Source organism: Mesorhizobium sp. M6A.T.Cr.TU.017.01.1.1 (assembly GCF_004023115.1).
Classification (GTDB): Bacteria; Pseudomonadota; Alphaproteobacteria; order Rhizobiales; family Rhizobiaceae; genus Mesorhizobium; species Mesorhizobium mediterraneum.
Genome location: NZ_RZTA01000004.1, coordinates 71931 through 89465 on the forward strand (window position 1 = coordinate 71931; position 17535 = coordinate 89465).

Annotated in this window: 16 protein-coding genes and 1 riboswitch; of the genes, 6 read left to right on the forward strand and 10 right to left on the reverse strand. The window is 63.4% G+C overall.

What is annotated here, in order from left to right; translation table 11 throughout:
• Positions 1–8 precede the first annotated feature (8 nt).
• Genes EOB36_RS02330 through EOB36_RS02340 form a run of 3 tightly spaced genes read left to right on the forward strand, consistent with a single transcriptional unit; the run spans position 9 to position 3556 of the window.
• Positions 9–1049: a 2-hydroxyacid dehydrogenase gene (locus tag EOB36_RS02330; protein WP_128284202.1), complete on the forward strand. Its 1041-nt coding sequence runs from the start codon at positions 9–11 to the stop codon at positions 1047–1049.
• A 48-nt stretch (positions 1050–1097) separates the two neighbouring features.
• A complete protein-coding gene (locus EOB36_RS02335) occupies positions 1098–2615 on the forward strand; it encodes a glycerol-3-phosphate dehydrogenase (protein ID WP_127203678.1) in 1518 nt (505 codons plus the stop codon).
• Positions 2615–3556 carry a TIM barrel protein gene (locus tag EOB36_RS02340; protein ID WP_127203679.1) on the forward strand — a complete coding sequence of 314 codons (942 nt, stop codon included), beginning with the start codon at positions 2615–2617 and terminating at the stop codon, positions 3554–3556. Before EOB36_RS02335 ends, EOB36_RS02340 begins: the two co-directional genes overlap by 1 nt.
• A 43-nt stretch (positions 3557–3599) precedes the next feature.
• Here the strand turns inward: EOB36_RS02340 and fba are convergent, their stop codons facing one another.
• Entirely contained in the window at positions 3600–4664 is a 1065-nt protein-coding gene (fba, locus tag EOB36_RS02345; protein ID WP_095483847.1) for a class II fructose-bisphosphate aldolase, read from the reverse strand.
• Positions 4665–4955: 291 nt separating this feature from the next.
• Between fba and EOB36_RS02350 the strand changes: the two genes are divergently transcribed.
• The 3 genes from EOB36_RS02350 (at position 4956) to EOB36_RS02365 (ending at position 7073) form a co-directional block, all read left to right on the forward strand.
• Entirely contained in the window at positions 4956–5723 is a 768-nt protein-coding gene (locus tag EOB36_RS02350) for a DeoR/GlpR family DNA-binding transcription regulator (protein WP_127203680.1), read from the forward strand.
• 109 nt (positions 5724–5832) lie between these two features.
• Entirely contained in the window at positions 5833–6591 is a 759-nt protein-coding gene (locus EOB36_RS02360) for a triose-phosphate isomerase (protein ID WP_127203681.1), read from the forward strand.
• Positions 6592–6629: 38 nt separating this feature from the next.
• Entirely contained in the window at positions 6630–7073 is a 444-nt protein-coding gene (locus tag EOB36_RS02365) for an RpiB/LacA/LacB family sugar-phosphate isomerase (RefSeq protein ID WP_095483850.1), read from the forward strand.
• Positions 7074–7171: 98 nt separating this feature from the next.
• Here the strand turns inward: EOB36_RS02365 and dhaL are convergent, their stop codons facing one another.
• The 9 genes from dhaL to oiaX all read right to left on the reverse strand — a co-directional run bounded on the left by dhaL (position 7172) and on the right by oiaX (position 17406).
• Positions 7172–7810 (reverse strand): dihydroxyacetone kinase subunit DhaL, encoded by a 639-nt coding sequence (dhaL, locus tag EOB36_RS02370; protein ID WP_128284203.1) that lies wholly within the window; start codon positions 7808–7810, stop codon positions 7172–7174.
• Positions 7811–7821: 11 nt separating this feature from the next.
• Positions 7822–8829 carry a dihydroxyacetone kinase subunit DhaK gene (locus EOB36_RS02375; protein WP_128284204.1) on the reverse strand — a complete coding sequence of 336 codons (1008 nt, stop codon included), beginning with the start codon at positions 8827–8829 and terminating at the stop codon, positions 7822–7824.
• 75 nt (positions 8830–8904) lie between these two features.
• Positions 8905–9378 carry a 6,7-dimethyl-8-ribityllumazine synthase gene (locus tag EOB36_RS02380; RefSeq protein WP_095483851.1) on the reverse strand — a complete coding sequence of 158 codons (474 nt, stop codon included), beginning with the start codon at positions 9376–9378 and terminating at the stop codon, positions 8905–8907.
• A 75-nt stretch (positions 9379–9453) separates the two neighbouring features.
• Positions 9454–9600, reverse strand: a riboswitch (FMN riboswitch).
• Positions 9601–9717: 117 nt separating this feature from the next.
• Positions 9718–12006, reverse strand: a complete 2289-nt coding sequence (locus tag EOB36_RS02385; protein WP_128284205.1) for a xanthine dehydrogenase family protein molybdopterin-binding subunit — start codon at positions 12004–12006, stop codon at positions 9718–9720.
• A 9-nt stretch (positions 12007–12015) separates the two neighbouring features.
• Complete coding sequence (locus EOB36_RS02390) at positions 12016–13002, reverse strand: xanthine dehydrogenase family protein subunit M (RefSeq protein WP_095483853.1); 987 nt, start codon at positions 13000–13002, stop codon at positions 12016–12018.
• Positions 13003–13005: 3 nt separating this feature from the next.
• A complete protein-coding gene (locus EOB36_RS02395) occupies positions 13006–13665 on the reverse strand; it encodes a 2Fe-2S iron-sulfur cluster-binding protein (protein ID WP_128284206.1) in 660 nt (219 codons plus the stop codon).
• Between the two features lie 90 nt (positions 13666–13755).
• The gene (locus EOB36_RS02400) at positions 13756–14640 is read right to left on the reverse strand and encodes an AraC family transcriptional regulator (protein ID WP_128284207.1); all 885 of its coding nucleotides are present in this window, start codon (positions 14638–14640) and stop codon (positions 13756–13758) included.
• Positions 14641–14809: 169 nt separating this feature from the next.
• On the reverse strand, positions 14810–16144 hold the full coding sequence (locus tag EOB36_RS02405) for a four-carbon acid sugar kinase family protein (protein WP_128284208.1): 1335 nt from the start codon (positions 16142–16144) through the stop codon (positions 14810–14812).
• 11 nt (positions 16145–16155) lie between these two features.
• Positions 16156–17406, reverse strand: coding sequence for a 3-oxo-isoapionate-4-phosphate decarboxylase OiaX (gene oiaX, locus EOB36_RS02410; protein WP_095483857.1), 1251 nt, complete (start codon positions 17404–17406; stop codon positions 16156–16158).
• Positions 17407–17535: the final 129 nt, after the last annotated feature.

Genomic DNA, 17535 nt, shown 5'->3' on the forward strand with positions numbered 1-17535 from the left:
AGTCGAGCATGCGTAAGAAGATTGCAATCATTGGCGACCGCTTCATGCTTCCCGAAGTGTTTCGCGAGAAAATCGAGAAGGCCTGCGGCGACAATCTCGACATCCGTACGCTTGAGGCGGCATGGCCCGACGAGCCGATGGAATTCGGCAATGCGGCGCTCGGCCTCGACAAGGTCAAGGAATATTTTGGCGATCCGGACGAGGTTGTCGATTTCATCGGGGATGCCGAGATATTCGTCACCCAGCTTGCGCCGCTCTCCGAGACCATGATGCAACGCCTGCCCACGCTGAAGCTGGTTGCGGTATCGCGCGGCGGCCCGATCAACATCGACATGGCCGCCGCCAAGGCCCACGGCATCACCGTCGTCAACGTGCCGGGACGCAATGCGAGTGCTGTGGCCGAGTTCACCATAGGCGCTATCCTTGCCGAGACGCGACTGATCCGGGTCGGGCACGAAGCCCTACGCAAGGGGGAATGGCGCGGCGATCTCTACCGGGCCGACCGCACCGGCCGCGAGCTCAACGAAATGACTGTCGGCGTCATCGGCTATGGCAACATCGGCACCAGGCTGGTCCGCCTGCTGCGCGCCTTCGGATGCCGCATCCTGGTCTCCGATCCCTATGTGCAACTGAGCGCCGAAGACCGCAATGCCGGCGTCGAGTTAGTCGCGCTCGACGATCTCCTGTCCCGCTCCGATGTGGTCACGCTTCATTCCCGAGTAACCGAAGAGACCCGCGGACTGATCAACAAGGACACCATCGCGCGGATGAAACCCGGGGCGATCTTCATCAACACCGCGCGTGGGCCGCTGGTCGACTACGACGCGCTATACGATGCTCTCGTCTCGGGACACATCGGCAGCGCCATGCTGGAGACGTTCGCGGTCGAGCCGGTGCCTGCCGACTGGCCGCTGCTGCAGCTTCCGAACGTCACGTTGACGCCGCATATCGCCGGTGCCTCCGTGCGCACGGTGACCTATGCCGCCGAGCAGGCCGCCGAAGAGGTGCGTCGCTTTATCGCCGGTCTCCCGCCTATCAATCCATGCTGAAAGCGCAGCAGCCATGAAGTACCTGTTACGCATAGAGGATCCGGCGAGATGAGCGGCGCCACTGAAATCGTCGACCTCTTCGTCATCGGCGGCGGTGTCAACGGCGCCGGCATCGCGCGCGACGCAGCCGGCCGCGGCCTTTCTGTCATTCTGTGCGAAAAAGACGATCTTGCCGAAGGCACCAGTTCGCGATCCGGAAAGCTCGTCCATGGCGGCCTGCGCTATCTCGAATATTACGAGTTCCGGCTGGTGCGCGAGGCGTTGATCGAGCGCGAAGTGCTGCTCGAATCCGCTCCCCACATCATCTGGCCGATGCGCTTCGTGCTGCCGCACAGCCCTGACGACCGGCCGGCCTGGCTGGTCCGGCTCGGCCTGTTCCTCTACGATCATCTCGGCGGCCGCAAGCGGCTGCCGGGCACCCGAACGCTCAACCTGCGCACCGCGCCCGAAGGCGCGCCGATCAAGGACGCGTTCAAGCGCGGTTTCGAATATTCCGACTGCTGGGTCGACGACGCCCGTCTCGTCATCATCAATGCGCTCGATGCGGCGGAGCGCGGAGCCAAGGTCTTTACGCGAACCGCCTGCACCGCCGCCCGCCGTGAAAACGACCTGTGGTCGGTCGAGATGCGCGACAGCCGAACCGGCGTCAGGACCACGGTTCGGGCGCGGGCGCTGATCAACGCCGCCGGGCCGTGGGTCAATGATATCATCAACCGCGTGGCCGGCCAGAATTCCAAGCGGAACGTGCGCCTGGTCAAGGGCAGCCACATCGTCGTGCCGAAATTCTGGGAAGGGCGGCAGGCCTATCTCGTCCAGAACAGCGACAAGCGCGTTATCTTCATCAATCCTTACCAGAACGATCTGGCGCTGATCGGCACCACCGACATTCCCTATGATGGGCGGCCGGAAGACGTAGCGGCGGATGCCAGCGAGGTCGACTACCTGATCAAGGTGGTCAACCGCTACTTCAAACGCGGGCTTGCCCGCAGCGATGTCATTTACTCGTTTTCGGGCGTCAGGCCGCTCTATGACGACAACGCCGACAATCCGAGCGCGGTGACGCGCGACTATATTTTCGAGCTTGACGCATCGGCCGGGCAGGCGCCGCTGCTCTCCGTCTTCGGCGGCAAGATCACCACCTTCCGCAAATTGGCCGAGCACGCGCTGGACAAGATCGCCCCGTTCTTTCCGAAAATGGGCAAGCCATGGACGTCGAAAAGCTATCTGCCGGGTGGCGATATCACCAACGCCGACTTCGAGCAGTTTCTCGGCGATCTCGGCCGCGAATATCCCTGGATGCCGGCGTCGCTGGTCAAGCACTATGGCCGGCTCTACGGCACCAGGACGCGGGTTCTGGTCGGTGCGGCCCAGTCGCTCACCGACCTGGGGCGGTGCTTCGGTAAGGATTTCTTCGAACGCGAAGCCAATTATTTGTTCGAGCACGAATGGGCGCTGACATCAGCCGATATTCTCGAACGGCGCACCAAGCATGCGCTGCATCTGTCCGCCGCAGAAAGAACCACTTTCGAGGACTGGTGCGCGAGCCGGCTGGTGAAAGCAAGCTGATGGCCTTTACGCTTTCCCTCAACACCAATCCGCTGGTCAATCGCTTTGCCGAACCGGACGATCTGATCGATGCGATCGCTTACGACATCGGCATCAGAGACGTGCAGCTGACGCATGAATTCGTCAATCCCGGCTGGCCGGCGGCGACGATCTCGAAATTCCTCCACCTGTTCCGCGCCGCGCTCGACCGCACCGGTGTGCGCGTGACGTCGGGGATGACCGGCCCCTACGGCAGGCTCAATCATTTCGGCCACCCTGACGCCGATGTGCGCCGCTACTATGTCGATTGGTTCAAGACCTTTGCCGATATTTCCGCCGAGCTCGGCGCCAGCGGCATGGGCACGCAGTTTGCGATCTTCACGCACAGGGATTTCGACAATCCGGAGCGTCGCGCGCGGCTTTTCGACATCGCGCTGGAATGCTGGCGCGAGGTTGCCGAGCATGCCAAGGCGGCCGGTTTGAGCTACCTCTTCTGGGAGCCGATGTCGGTCGGCCGTGAATTCGGCCACACGATCGAGAGCTGCCGGGCCCTGCAGAGCGAGATCGAAGCAGCCGGCATGGCCATCCCGATGGAGATGATGGTCGATATCGACCATGGCGACGTCACGTCGAGCAATCCGGAAGACATCGATCCCTATGCCTGGGCCGAAGCGTTTCCCAAAGTATCGCCGATCATCCACATCAAGCAGTCCTCGATGAATAAGGGCGGTCATTGGCCGTTCATTGCCGCCTACAACAAGGACGGCCGCATCACACCGGAAAAATTCCTGGAGACGGTTCGCCGCGGCGGCGGCGTCGACAACGAGATCTGCCTGGAATTGTCGTTTCGCGAACGCGAGCCGGTCGACCATCAGGTCGTCGCCATGATCCGCGAGTCGGTCGACTACTGGGCGCCGTTTATCGAGACCGGCAGAGCCGCTCTCCTGCCGCGAGCAGGATAGATGAACAGGAGCCGATGCGGCTCCTGTTCAGAACCAGAATACGTCAGCCGAATTTCGGATCGAGGCTGCCCGACTTGTAGCGCTTGGCCATTTCCGAGACCGGCAGCGGCTTGATCTTGGGAGCGTTGCCGGCAGTGCCGAACTGCTCGAAGCGCTCCTTGCACAGCTTCCTCATCGCGGCCATTGCCGGCGTCAGATATTTGCGCGGGTCGAATTCGCTCGGGTTCTCAGTCAGCACCTTGCGGATCGCGCCGGTCAGCGCCATGCGGTTGTCGGTGTCGATGTTGATCTTGCGCACGCCGTGCTTGATGCCGCGCTGGATCTCCTCGACCGGCACGCCCCAGGTCGGCTTCATCTGGCCGCCATATTTGTTGATGATCTCCTGCAGCTCTTCCGGCACCGACGACGAGCCGTGCATGACCAAGTGCATGTTCGGCAGCCGGCGATGGATCTCCTCGATCACGTTCATGGCCAGAACCGCGCCGTCCGGCTTGCGCGAGAACTTGTAGGCGCCGTGGCTGGTGCCCATGGCGACGGCCAGCGCATCGACATGCGTGTCCTTGACGAACTGCACCGCCTGCTCCGGATCGGTCAGCAACTGGTCGTGGCTGACGGCGCCTTCGACGCCGTGGCCGTCTTCCTGTTCGCCGCCGCCCATCTCCAGGGACCCGAGAACGCCGATCTCGCCTTCCACCGACACGCCGCCCCAGTGCGCCATGTCGACGACGCGCCGCGTGATGCCCGAATTATAATCGTAATCGGCCGGCGTCTTGCCGTCTTCCTTCAGCGACCCGTCCATCATCACTGAGGTGAAGCCGTACTGGATCGCGGTCACGCAGGTCGCCTCGTTGTTGCCGTGGTCGAGATGCATGCAGACCGGGATATCGGGATGGATTTCGACCAGCGCGTCGATCAGCTTGGCCAGCACGACATCGTTGGCATATGCGCGGGCGCCGCGGCTCGCCTGCAGGATGACAGGCGATTTGGTCTCCTCGGCGGCCTCCATGATGGCGAGGCCCTGTTCCATATTGTTCATGTTGAACGCAGGCACGCCATAGCCGTGTTCGGCGGCATGGTCGAGCAATTGTCTCAATGTGATGCGAGCCACCCAATAGTCTCCCGTATTTGGTTTCAAGCCTATGGTTGCGAGCCGTCCGGTCGTCGTTCAGCCCACTGATGCTTCTGGCCGGATTTCCAGAGAACCGCAACCTTTGGCCAAGGCGCCGGGAGCAATTCTTGTTACAGGACAGCAATCAGAAGCGAGTAATATCCCAAAGAAATGTAACATCATCACAAAAAATTTGACGCATATGCGATTTACTCTGTTATAATGGCTGTGGCTCGCCGTTTCCGCCACGGTGGACTCGCAACGAGCCGGATTCAGGGAACAGGCTGGACAATGAAGAGCGACGGCCGGCGGCAAGGCATCATGGATTTTCTGATGGATACTGGCACGGCCAGCGTCGATGACCTTGCCACGCGCTTCGGTGTATCGAAGATGACCGTCCATCGCGACCTCGACGAACTCGAGGAAAGCGGCTTCCTGCGCAAGGTGCGCGGCGGTGCCTCGATCCAGCCGAGCGGCCTGTTCGAAAGCGATTTCCGCTACCGTCAGAAGCAGGCCGGTGAGGAGAAGCAGCGCCTGGCGGCTGCCGCGGTGGCGATGATCGAGCCGGGCCAGACGGTGATCATCGACGACGGCTCGACCGCCGGCGGCATTGCGCGCCACCTTGCGGATCTCCGCCCGCTGACGGTGATCTCAAACAATCTGGCCGTCATACAGGATCTGGCAGGCGTTGGCGGGATCACCCTGATCGCGCTCGGTGGCCAGTACAGCAAGAAGTTTCACGGTTTCTTCGGCCTGCTTGCCGAGGACACGTTGAGATCGTTGCGCGCCGATGTGGCCTTCCTGTCGTCGTCGGCTATCCACGGCGCTTCCGCCTTCCACCAGGACCAGGAAGTGGTCCATACCAAGCGGCTGATGATGGCCGCCGCCGCGCGTAAATATCTGCTGGTCGATCACGGTAAGTTCGGCCGCACGGCGCTGCATTTCCTGACCGATCTCAAGGCGTTCGACGCCGTCTTCACAGGTCGCGAACTGGAACCCCAGATGCGCGAGGTGTTGGATGGCGCCGGCGTTTCGCTAACACTAGTCGAGAAGGACTAGACCATGATCCCGAAAAGTGGGAACCGGTTTTCGGAAAAGATCATGGTCAAAGAAGAAGATAGAGCCCCATCCGCTACGCGGGATGGAACAGGCTCTAGAAGGAGGACGCATGGTTTACTGGGTCGGCACAAGCTGGAAAATGAACAAGACGCTTGCCGAGGCGACTGAATTCGCCAAGGCGCTGGCGGGGTTCGTCCCCGGTTTCGACGACCGCATCCAACCCTTCGTCATCCCGCCCTTCACGGCGGTCCGCGAGGTCAAGAAGGCGTTGGCGACAACGCGGGTCAAGGTCGGTGCCCAGAACATGCACTGGGCTGACGCCGGAGCCTGGACCGGGGAGATCTCGCCGGTGATGCTGACGGATTGCGGGCTCGACCTCGTCGAGCTCGGCCATAGCGAACGGCGCGAACATTTCGGCGAGACCGACAATGCGGTCGGCCTCAAGACCGCAGCGGCGGTGAAGCATGGTTTGATACCGCTGATCTGCGTCGGCGAGACGCTTGCCGAGCGCGAAGACGGGCGGGCCAATGCAGTGCTGACCGCGCAGGTGCAAGGCGCATTGCAATTCCTCGAAGGCGAGGCAAGGGGAGAAAAAATCCTGTTTGCTTACGAGCCGGTCTGGGCGATCGGCGACAAAGGCATTCCGGCAAGCTCTGACTATGCCGGCCGGCAGCAGGCGCTGATCAAGAAGATCGCCAGCGATCTTCTGCCGGCCATACCGCCGGTGCTTTATGGCGGCAGCGTCAATCCGCAAAATGCCGCCGAACTAATCGGCCAACCCCATATCGACGGGCTTTTCATCGGCCGCTCCGCCTGGCAGGCGGAAGGCTATATCGACATCCTCGGACGCGCCTCGGCGGCGATCTGAACCAATCTAAAAGCATTCAGTCAGGAAAGGACACGACCATGAAAATAGCCATTGGAGCCGACAGCGCCGGCAAGCCGCTGCTCGACGTCATTGCCGCGCATCTCGCCACCAAACCCGGCCTCGCCGTCAGCGACCTCAGCCAGGCCGGCTACTATGCCGACCTGTCGCAGAAGCTCGCCCAGACCATCCTCGACGGCGAGAACGATCGCGGCATCCTGTTTTGCGGCACCGGCATCGGCGTTTCCATCTCGGCCAACAAGGTGCCCGGCATTCGCGCAGCACTCACCCACGACACCTACTCCGCCGAGCGCGCGGCGAAATCCAACAATGCCCAGATCATCACCATGGGCGCCCGCGTCATCGGCCCGGAACTGGCCAAGTCGATCGTCGACGCCTGGCTCGCATCGGAGTTCGACGAAAAGGGACCATCGGCCGGCAATGTCCAGGCGATCGACAGGCTCGACGCAGCGAAGCTGGGCTAGAGCGCTTCATCGTTTCACGGAAACGCCGAACCGCTCTATCTCTTTGTTTTTGCGCAATTCCGGACGGAAAACCGTTTCACACTTTTCCTGGAATTGCTCTAACCCAGGCTTTTCCGCATCGCGCCAATCACGGTGACGGCCGATGCGGCGCCGGGGTCCATATGCCCGAGCGATCGCTCGCCGAGCCGCGACGAGCGGCCCTTCGCGGCGATCATCTCCTTGGTCGCCTCGGCGCCCCGTTCGGCTGCTTGAAGCGCCGCTGCGAGACTTTCGGACAGGGTCTTGCCTGAGGCATGCGCGGCCGCCACTGCTTGCGCCGCCGGCAGCCAGGCGTCGACCATCGTCTTCTCGCCGATCTCGGCCTTGCCGCGATCCTGGATGCCTTGCGCCATCGCCTGGAACAGGGCGATGAAATCGGCACCCGCCAAGGTCGTCTTGCCCTTGACGGCAGCCGCACCACGCATGAAGGCCGTCGCATAGAGCGGACCTGACGAAGCGCCGACGGCGTTGAGGAACGATTTCGCCGCGGTGTTGAGGAGAGCTGTCGGCTCGGTCGCCGCGAGGTCCAGCAAAGCGAGCGCATCGCGCACTGCGCCAAAGCCGAGCGCCATGGCGATGCCATGATCGGCGTCGCCGATGACACCGTCTAATTGGCAGAGCCTGTCCTTGTCGGCTTCGATCGCCACCGCGATCGCATCGAACATAGTTTTCAAGCCGGCTGTGTCGATGGATGTCATGAATGCTGCTTTCAGCCGGCGCGGAACATGGCGCAGTCGCAAGGATGGTCGAGCATCGTCTGCAATTCGTCGTCGAGATGCATCAGCGTCACCGAGGCGCCGGCCATTTCGAGCGAGGTGCAATAATTGCCGACCCAGGTCGCGTGAACTGACACGCCGATGTCATCCAGCCGACGCTTCACGCGCCGGTTCATGATGTAGAGTTCCATCAGCGGCGTCGAGCCGAGCGAGTTGACGAGCACGGCGACCTTGTCGCCACGCGCCGGCGCCATCTCGTCGACGATCTTGTCCAGCATCTCGTCGGTGATCTCGTCGGCTGTTTTCAGTTTTCCCCGCGCAATGCCCGGCTCGCCATGAATGCCCATGCCGATCTCCATCTCGTCCGGCCCGATCTCGAAATTCGGCCGGCGGGTCTGCGGCAGCGAACAGGGCGACAGCGCCACCCCCATGGTGAAAGTATGGTCGTTCGCCTTCCGGGCGATGCGCTCGCATTCATCGAATGAGAGCATCCGGTCGCAGGCGGCACCGGCAGCCTTGAAGATGAAGAAATTGCCGGCAACGCCGCGCCGCTTGTGCCGCTGGTCACGCGGCGCCGATGCCACGTCGTCAGTGGTCAGCACGGTGCGCACCTCGATGTCATCCATCGCCGCCATCTCTGCGGCCATGTCGAAATTCATCACGTCGCCGGCATAGTTGCCATACATGAACAGCACGCCGGCACCGCCGCTGGCCGCCTTGGCGCATTCGAGGATCGGGTCCGGCGGCGGCGAGGCGAAAACATTGCCGATCGCGGCCGCGTCGGCCAGCCCCTTGCCGACGAAACCGAGGAAGGTCGGCTCGTGGCCCGAGCCGCCGCCGATGACGAGGCCGACCTTGCCGTCCCGCGGCCCATCGCGGGCGATGATGGAGCGCGGACTTCCCTCAGCGCTTGTGAGATGGCGGGGATGCGCGGCCAGGATGCCTTCCAGCATCTCGTCGACGGTGCGGTTGCCGTCATTGATGATCTTCTTGGTCTGCACCTGCATCCTCCCGATTTCGGTATTTTCGCAGATAGTACAGCGTGTTACCGGGATTTCCACCCGGGGACTGACATTTCACGCGGCGATACGTTCCCGCGCGGCCAAGATCTGAACGCAGGCATTGGCTGCCTCTTTGCCCTTGACCTGGAAGTGCTCGAAGAAGAAGCGGTGGTGGTCCGCACTGTCATGGTAGTTGTGCGGGGTGAGCACCGCCGAAAGCACCGGCACCCCGGTGGACAGTTGCACGTTCATTATGCCGTCGATGACCGCGCCCGCCACGAATTCATGCCGGTAGATGCCGCCATTGACGACAAATGCCGCGCCGAGGATCGCTGCATAGCGACCGGTCTCGGCAAGCGTCTTGGCATGCAGCGGAATCTCATAGGCGCCCGGCACATCGAAGACATCGACGGCAAAGCGTTTCTCTCCAAGAACCGCAAGTTCGGCCTGGAACGCCTCGACGCACTGGTCGACGATGTCGGCGTGCCAGCGCGCGCGAATGACGGCAACGCGGATCGTTTCATAGTCTTTCTGGGAATGCTGATTCATGGGTCCATCCTTCCGTTTCGAACCAGAATCAGGACGCACGATACGGAATCCGACCGCGAAAGCGGACCGTCTTCCGTTCGTTCTCTTCCATCCGGACTGTGACCGTCGGCTCCGGAATCACACCGGATCTGCTGACCCCTCCGGCTAACCGGAAAGCGCTCGCGGGCTTGGGCCGAAACCCTTACCGCCGGTGGGGACTTTCACCCCGCCCTGAGAACATTGACGGAGTTTGTATGGAAGGGGAGGGCGATGCTGTCAACCGCCGAGTCCATCGCGGATGGCGCAGAAATATCGATCGGTTCCGCATGAGGGCAAGAGAGGCGCGGGCAACCTGCAGCGTCAAATGGCGATCACGGGCAAGGCAGGCAGAACCTTGTCCAAGGTGATGGGAAATTCACGCACTCGCACGCCGGTCGCGTTGTAAATGGCGTTGGCGACAGCAGCCCCCGCACCGCAGACGCCGAGCTCGCCCAGACCCTTCGCGCCAAGTGGATTGGCCTTGTCATCATGTTCCTCGAGGAAGACGACCTCCATCTCGGGGACGTCGCCGTTGATCGGGACGTGATACTCGGCAAGATCGTGATTGACGAAGTGGCCGTAGCGCGGGTCGAGCACCGTCTGCTCCATCAGCGCCGCGCCGATCCCCCACGTCATGCCGCCGATGATTTGCGAGCGCGCGGTCTTGGCATTGAGGATACGGCCCGCGCCCATCACAGCCAGCATCCGGCGCATGCGGATCTCACCGGTATCGCAATCGACAGCGACCTCGGCGAAATGCGCTCCATAGGAATGCTGCGAGTAAGCCTTGTATGACTCGGTGGTAGCGCCTGGGGCCACGGAGCCTTCGGCCTCGAACCCCGCGGGAGCGATCCTCCGGATGAGATCGGCCAGGCCTGCCGACTGCTGGCCGACCCTGACCTCGCTGTCGGCAAAGCTCGCCTCGGTGGCGTTCGCGCCGCGCAACGGCGAGGCTTCGCTCGACTGCGCCGCCTCCAGGATCCGTTGCTTGAGAGCATTGCACGCGTTATGCAGCGCCGAACCCGCGCTCGCCGCGCCCCAGGACCCGCCGGAGCCGGCGGTACGCGGGAAGCGACTGTCGCCGAGCTCCACTTTGACGGACGAGATCGGCACGCCGAGGCTCTCCGCAGCAATCTGGGTCAGGATCGTATAAGTGCCGGTTCCAATATCGGTCATGTCGAGCCGCGCCGTCACCCGACCGTCCCGGTCGATCGCAACCCGCGCCGTCGCCGCGCCAATGTAGTTCGGACGGATCGCCGCCGCCATGCCGTAGCCGATGAGCTTCCGGCCCTCTCGGGTGCGGCCCGGCGTCGGTTCTCTCCGCACCCAACCGAAACGGCGGGCGCCTTCCTCCATGCAGGCGACGAGATTGCGGGTGGAGAACGGCACTCCGCGCTCGGGATCCTGTGCCGGTTCGTTGCGGATTCTGAGTTCGATCGGGTCCAGGCCGAGCCGCTCGGCGAGCTCATCCATGGCGCATTCGAAAGCCAGCATGCCGGGCGCTTCACCGGGCGAGCGCATCCATTCGCCGCGGTTGATATCCAGCGGAACCAGGCGATGACGGGTGACCCGGTCCGGCGCCGCATAGAGCGAGCGGGCAAAAACTGCGGTTTGCTCGCAGTATTCCTCGAAGCTGGACGTTGCGGACCAGACATCGTGCGCAATCCCGGTGAGCCGCCCGTTGGTGTCCGCGCCGAGACGCACCTGTTGGATCATCTCTGCGCGGTGACCGGCATTGGCGAACATCTGTTGTCGCGTCAGCGCAATCTTCACCGGGCGCTGCAGAAACTGCGCTGCAAGCGCGGCCAGGATCGTATCGGCATGGGCAATCAGCTTGGAGCCGAAGCCTCCGCCGATGAAGGGGCTCACGATGCGCACACGCTCGGGCGGGATGCGAAGCGTGCTGGCGACTCCCGCCCGGAAATTCGCTAAAGTCTGCGCCGATGTATGGATCGTCAGTTCGTTGCCTGACCAGGCGGCGAGCGTCGCATGGGGCTCCATCGGATTGTGATGTTCGAAGGGGGTCCGGTAAGTGGCATCGATCTTGACCGGAGCCGCCGCAAAGGCGCTCTCGAAATCGCCGACCACGCTGTCGGTCTCGAAGCCGGCATTGGTCCGTTTTGGTGCGTAGGCGTCGGCCTTATGTCCCGGTAAATCATAGACGCCCGGCGCCTCGTCGTAGCGCACTTTGATGAGGCCCGCAGCAGCGCGGGCCGCCTCGAACGTCTCCGCGACAACAAGCGCGACGGGCTCGTCGTAATATCGCACCCGCTCGCTGTTGAGCGCGGGCCGGGCGCGTGTGAAGACCTCCGGCACGGTCGGCGTGACCGCCGGGCCGAAATCCGGCTGGGCCGGCGCATTCCGGTGCGTCATGACCAGCAGCACTGCCGGCGCCCGTTCGGCTTCGGCCGTGTCGATCTCGGCGATGCGCCCCTTGGCGACGGCGGCGCCGAGAATATAGCCATAGGCTGTACCATCCAGCGCATTCTCGTAGGCGTAGGTGGCATCGCCCGTCACCTTGAGCGGACCGTCGATGCGGTCGATCGGGCGCCCGATGACGCCATTGCGTGGTTCGGAAGGACGGTTCTCGCTGGTCTTCGTCTCTGTCATCGTGTCACCTCACGCACTCTCGGCGGCAGCAGCGAGCGTGTGCCGCATCGTCCGTTTCGCCAGCGGGATCTTGAAATCATTACCGCCATGCCCGACGGCTCCGGCGAGCGCGGCTTCGGCTGCGTCGGTAAAGGCGCCGTCGGACGCCGCCGCTCCTGCGAGCGTCCGCTCCGCCTCCGTCGCGCGCCAGGGCTTCGCGGCCACGCCGCCCATGGCGATTCGCGCGCTTCGGATACGATCGCCGCTCGTCTCGACGATTGCCGCCACCGACACCAGCGCGAAGGCGTAGGAGGCACGGTCGCGCACCTTGCGGTAAACCTGTCGGCCGGGCGGCGGGGACGGCAGGGTGACCGCGGCGATCATCTCGCCGTGGCCGAGCACGGTCTCGACATGGGGCGTCGCCTCGGGCAATCGATGGAAATCACCGATCGGGATCGTGCGGGTCTCGCCGCCGGGCGATATGGTCTCGATCCTGGCGTCGAGCCCGGACATGGCGACCGCCATATCCGAGGAATGCACCGCGATGCAGGCTTCGCTCGCGCCGAGCACGGCATGCATACGGTTGAAGCCCTGAAGCGCCGCGCAGCCTGAGCCCTGCTCGCGCTTGTTGCAAGGCATGTTGCGGTCGTAGAAATAAGGGCAGCGCGTGCGCTGCAGGAGATTGCCGCTGGTCGAGGCCTTGTTGCGTATCTGGCCGGACGCTCCCGCCAGCAGCGCTTGCGTGAGCATCGGGTAGCGTGATCTCACCCGCGGATCGGCGGCGAGATCGCTGTTGCGGACCTGGGCGCCGACCCGAAGTCCGCCTTCCGCCGTCTCCTCGATCCGATCGAGCGGCAGCCGGCTGATGTCGACGAGATGCGCTGGGCGCTCGATCTCGAGCTTCATCAGGTCGAGCAGGTTGGTGCCGCCGCTGATGAACTTGGCGTCCGGTCGGGCCGCAACCGCGGCGGCTGCCTGCTCGGCACTTGCCGCACGTTCATAAGTGAAGGATTGCATTGCTCACGCCTCCTCTGCCGCGTCGCGGATTGCAGCGACAATGTTCGGATAAGCGGCACAACGGCAGATGTTGCCGCTCATCCGCTCGCGGATCTCGGCATCGGTGAGAGCGACGGAAGCCGCCGCTACGTCGGCGCTCGCATGGCTCGGCCAGCCGGCCTTGGCCTCGCCCAGCATGCCGACAGCGGAGCAGATCTGGCCCGGCGTGCAGTAGCCGCACTGGAAACCATCGCGGGCGACGAAGGCGGCCTGCACCGGATGCAGCCGGTCATCCTCGGCAAGGCCCTCGATCGTGGTGATCTCGTCGCCTTCATGCATTGCGGCAAGCGTCAGGCAGGAATTGATCCGGCGCCCATCGACGAGCACCGTGCATGCGCCGCACTGGCCGTGGTCGCAGCCTTTCTTCGAGCCGGTGAGGCCGAGATGGTTGCGCAGAGCATCGAGCAGCGTCGTCCGCGGGTCGAGCTCGACGGCAAAATCCTTCGCGTTGATCCGCAGGGACATCGGCATCGTCGGTAACGGCGTGGGCGAGGCGGCCGCCGTGACGGTGCCGGCCGGCTCTGCGGCTGCCGGTATACCGGTAGCCAGGAGCACGCCGGTCGCCACCCCGCCCTCCAGCACCGTTCGACGCGTCGGCCCGCTCCTGATGTCTGTTTTGGCCATGCATGATCTCCCAGTCGCAGTTCTGTCACTCGTCGACACTGGAGCTGGGGATGCGCGCGGCGGCTTTCTTTCAAGAAACCGGCGGCAATGTCAGAATTCCGGAGAAGAATTCACCCGATAGAGCCGAGGCGTCATGCCTCTGAGGCGCCGGAAGGTCGTGGTGAAGTGGCTCTGGCTTGAAAAGCCGAGGCGAAAGGCAATGGTACCGATCGACAAACCCGTTTCGCGCAGCAGTATCTCCGCTCGCCGCACCCGTTCCTCGATCACATAGGCATAGGGCGCAAGGCCGGTCGTCGCCTTGAATCGGCGCGCAAAACTGTCGACGGCCATTCCCGCGACGGCTGCCAGCTCGCTTAGCGAAATGTCGGAATTCATATGTGCATCGATGTAAGCCCGAACTCGACCAAGCGCCCGACGGCTGAGACAGCCGTGACGTATGGACGGGTGTTGCTCCCGGTTCAGGTTGGCCACGCGGAGGCTGACGAGGGCGACCAGATGCTCGACATAGGCAGTGTCCGGCTTGTGGCCGAGTGCCATCTCGTCGCGAAGCGAACTCAGGAGCGTGGCGACGACTATGTCTTTCTTGTTCACCAGGATCGGCAGGTCTCTCAGGCGTTCGCATCCTGGAAGCCCGATATCGGGATCGATCCACAAGGCTGAATAGGAGAGGTTTACCTCGCGATAAAAGCCGAGCCGCTCCGCGCCTGCGGGGACGAAGGTGAGGGCTCCGGGCCGGTCCATCCCGTCGTAGAGGGATCTTGCCTCGTGCCGGATAGATGTGTGGGACGTTCCGCCTTCTTCGGTCAGCACGATCAGATGATGAGGGGCTGTCCAGCGGAGCTCCGCCTCCCGGCACGCCCATCGCCGATTGTCGAAAACGATCGAGGAGCTACCCCATGACGCGGTTTGCAGGGGCTCCGACTTCTCCTCCTGGCTCCGAATCCGTCCGTCACCAAGCAGCGGTCTGAATGACATCGCGGCATCCCGCTGGTTCACTCGCGGAGCCGTGGCCAGCCCCGGATTGAGCGTTGTGCGCTGCCCCGCCGCTACGCATACGGCGGTTTATGTGGGACAGGCATCGCGCGTTGGTAACCGGGCAGTGTTCAAGAAATCGTGAGATCGGTCAAATCCAGCGCGCCTTCTGTCAACCGCCGAGCCCATCGCGGATGGCGCAGAAATAGCGATCGGTTCCGACCTGCCCGCCCTTGAGCGCGACCTCCAGTCCTTCGATTGCCTTGACGCGCGAGTGGGCGACGCAAAGCGGCGAGCCCGGCGAGGCGGGCAGCGGCATCCGCACCGTCAGCGCATCGACGCCCATCTGGCCGAGTGCGTGGCTCGACGTATCGCCGCCGGCGATGACCACGCGCTGCAATTTCTGCTCGATCGTCAGCTCGCGAAGAAGCTCGCCGAGGCCGCGACCAAGCTTGTGGCGGGCGCCTTCCTGCCGGTCGATTTCAGCGCCCCGGTCGGCTGCTGGTCCAAGCGCCGTGTAGAGGACGACGCTGCGTCCGGCTTCCAAGCTGGCGCGTCCGGTGAAGACCGCGCGCGCAATCGCGTCGCCGGAGGCCTCAGAAACCAGCTCGACGGGATCCACCTCGATCCCGTCGAAACCGTCCGTCAAAGCATGCCGTATCTGCCGCTCCGTTGTCGGCGAGCAACTGCCCGAGACCACCGCGATCCGGTCGGCCGCACCCGGGGGCGAAAAGCCGGGCTCGGCACGGACAATCCCGTCAGACGCCCATTCAGCCAGCAGCGCATATTCGATGCCCGAAGAGCCGACGACGAAAGTGCCGCCAGGCCTGCGAACGCGCCATATCTCCTTGCCCGCAAGCGCCTGAGTCTCGCGGCTGTCGACATCCAAGAGCACGATATCGCTGCCATTCTCGATCAGGCGATCGAACGCTTCCGAGCGGAACGCCGACTGCAGCGTCGCTAGGTCGACCAGGCCCGAGCTGAGATCCGTCTGGCGCGACAGATGGATCAGCAGGTCCGACTCATCCATCGGCGTGGTCGGGTGGCGGCTCATCACGGGATGGCGATCGATACGGAAATATTTTTCGCGGTAGGCCGCAAACAGATGGCCGAAGGCGGTGTAGCGCTTGAGCTGCGGCGCGCCGACCACCAGCGGCACGCTGGCTTGGCTGAAAACCGAGCGGCCGATCTCGATGGCCCGGCCGATGCTGCCGATCGCCGGGCTGGAATCGAAGGTCGAGCAGACCTTGTAGTGGCAGATATCGGCGTTCAGGGTCTTCAGCCAGGCGAAGGCGCCCCGCAGATGCGTGTCCATCCACTGCGGCGTCTCGCTTCGGCTGGTGCCGGCGAGGCCGATGGCACGGCAATGCCTGAACTGCGAAAGCAGGGCCTCGTCCGGCTGGTGCATGAACAGCACGGTCGGCATACCGCCGAGCTCAAGCGCCTCCATGACGTCGGTCGAGCCGGTGAGGTCGTCGCCATAATAACTGAGAAGCAGGTTTTGCATAGCGTCGCTGCTCAGGCCGCTTTGCCGTCGCCGAATTTCTCGATCGACCGCGCCAATTCGGGATGGGTCAGGGCGAACTCCGCCAGCGGGATGCCATCGACCGCCGCCTGCCAGGCTTGCTGCACGGCGCGGACGCCGGCACCCGGCCCGTCTGGATGGCTGACGATGCCGCCGCCGCAGAGATAGAGAAGATCGACCGTTCGGCCGGTTCGCTCAAAGGTTTCGGGGGCCTGTCCGCCCCACTGGCCGGAGCCGGCCACCGGTAGCGCGCAATCATCAGGCGAAAAGATCGGGGTGGTCACCGCCCTGAAGGACTCGACGAAGGACCAGTCCGGCTCCCAGTATTTCGAGGCGATGCCATTGATCTGGAACTGATCGACGCCGAGCAGCCGCCAGAATTGCTGCCAGACCTTGAAGTCCATGCCGAGGCCGGGGTGGCGGGTGAGAATGTCCCAGCCGTTGCGGTGGGCGTGGATCACCAGGCTGGAGCGCTTTCTGAGGAAGGCCATGCCGCCGAAGCCGACGGAGTTGATGTTGACCACGGCGCAATTGCCGCCGGCCTTCGCCACCAGATCGTGGTTTCGCATCATCTCGTCGGGGTCGGCATGCGAGATGCCGAAGGCATACATGACCTTTTTGCCGGTCTTCTGCTCGTGGTCGAGGACCAGCGGCATGATTGCCTTGACCCGTTCCGACAGAGGCGAATAGGCCGGGCTCATCAGCTTCTCGTCGTCCTTGATGAAATCGACGCCGGCGGCGATCAGCTCATCCACCATTGAGGCCGTCTCGTGCGGGCGCAATCCAAGCGCCGGCTTGACGATCGTCCCGATGATCGGGCGATCGGTGACACCGGTCAGCCGGCGGCTGCCTTTGACGCCGAATTGCGGACCTGGATGCGCGCCCCTGTATTCCTCCGGCAGCTTCAGATCGACGATGCGAATGCCGGACAGCCCCTTGATCGAAAAGGCGCCGCCGATGGCGATGGTCATCAGCGCCGAAAGGTCGGTGCCGATGGCATCGAGCGGAAACGCGATGTCGACATCGGCGCGCTTGAAGGGTCCGTCGCTGGCCTCGGGAAGGGACGGGCGATCGCCGTCCGGCAGAGGCCGTATCGCCAGGACGCGCGCCGCTACCCGCGCCTTGAGCTCTTCAGTCTCGCCGGCCAGCGCGACGAAGGTTCCGGTCGACTGGTCGCTGGCGATCTTGGCCGCCAACGCCTCGATGCTAGCCGAGGTCTCGATGCGATAGGTGAGGGTGATCATAGTTCGAAAAAAGTTCCCTGATCTTTGAGATCTGGTATAATGAGTACATAAGTATTGCAAGCGATATCCGCTTGGGCAGGCATTCCGGGAATCGTGGCGACAATGCTAAACAGACACCGGTCAAAGGAG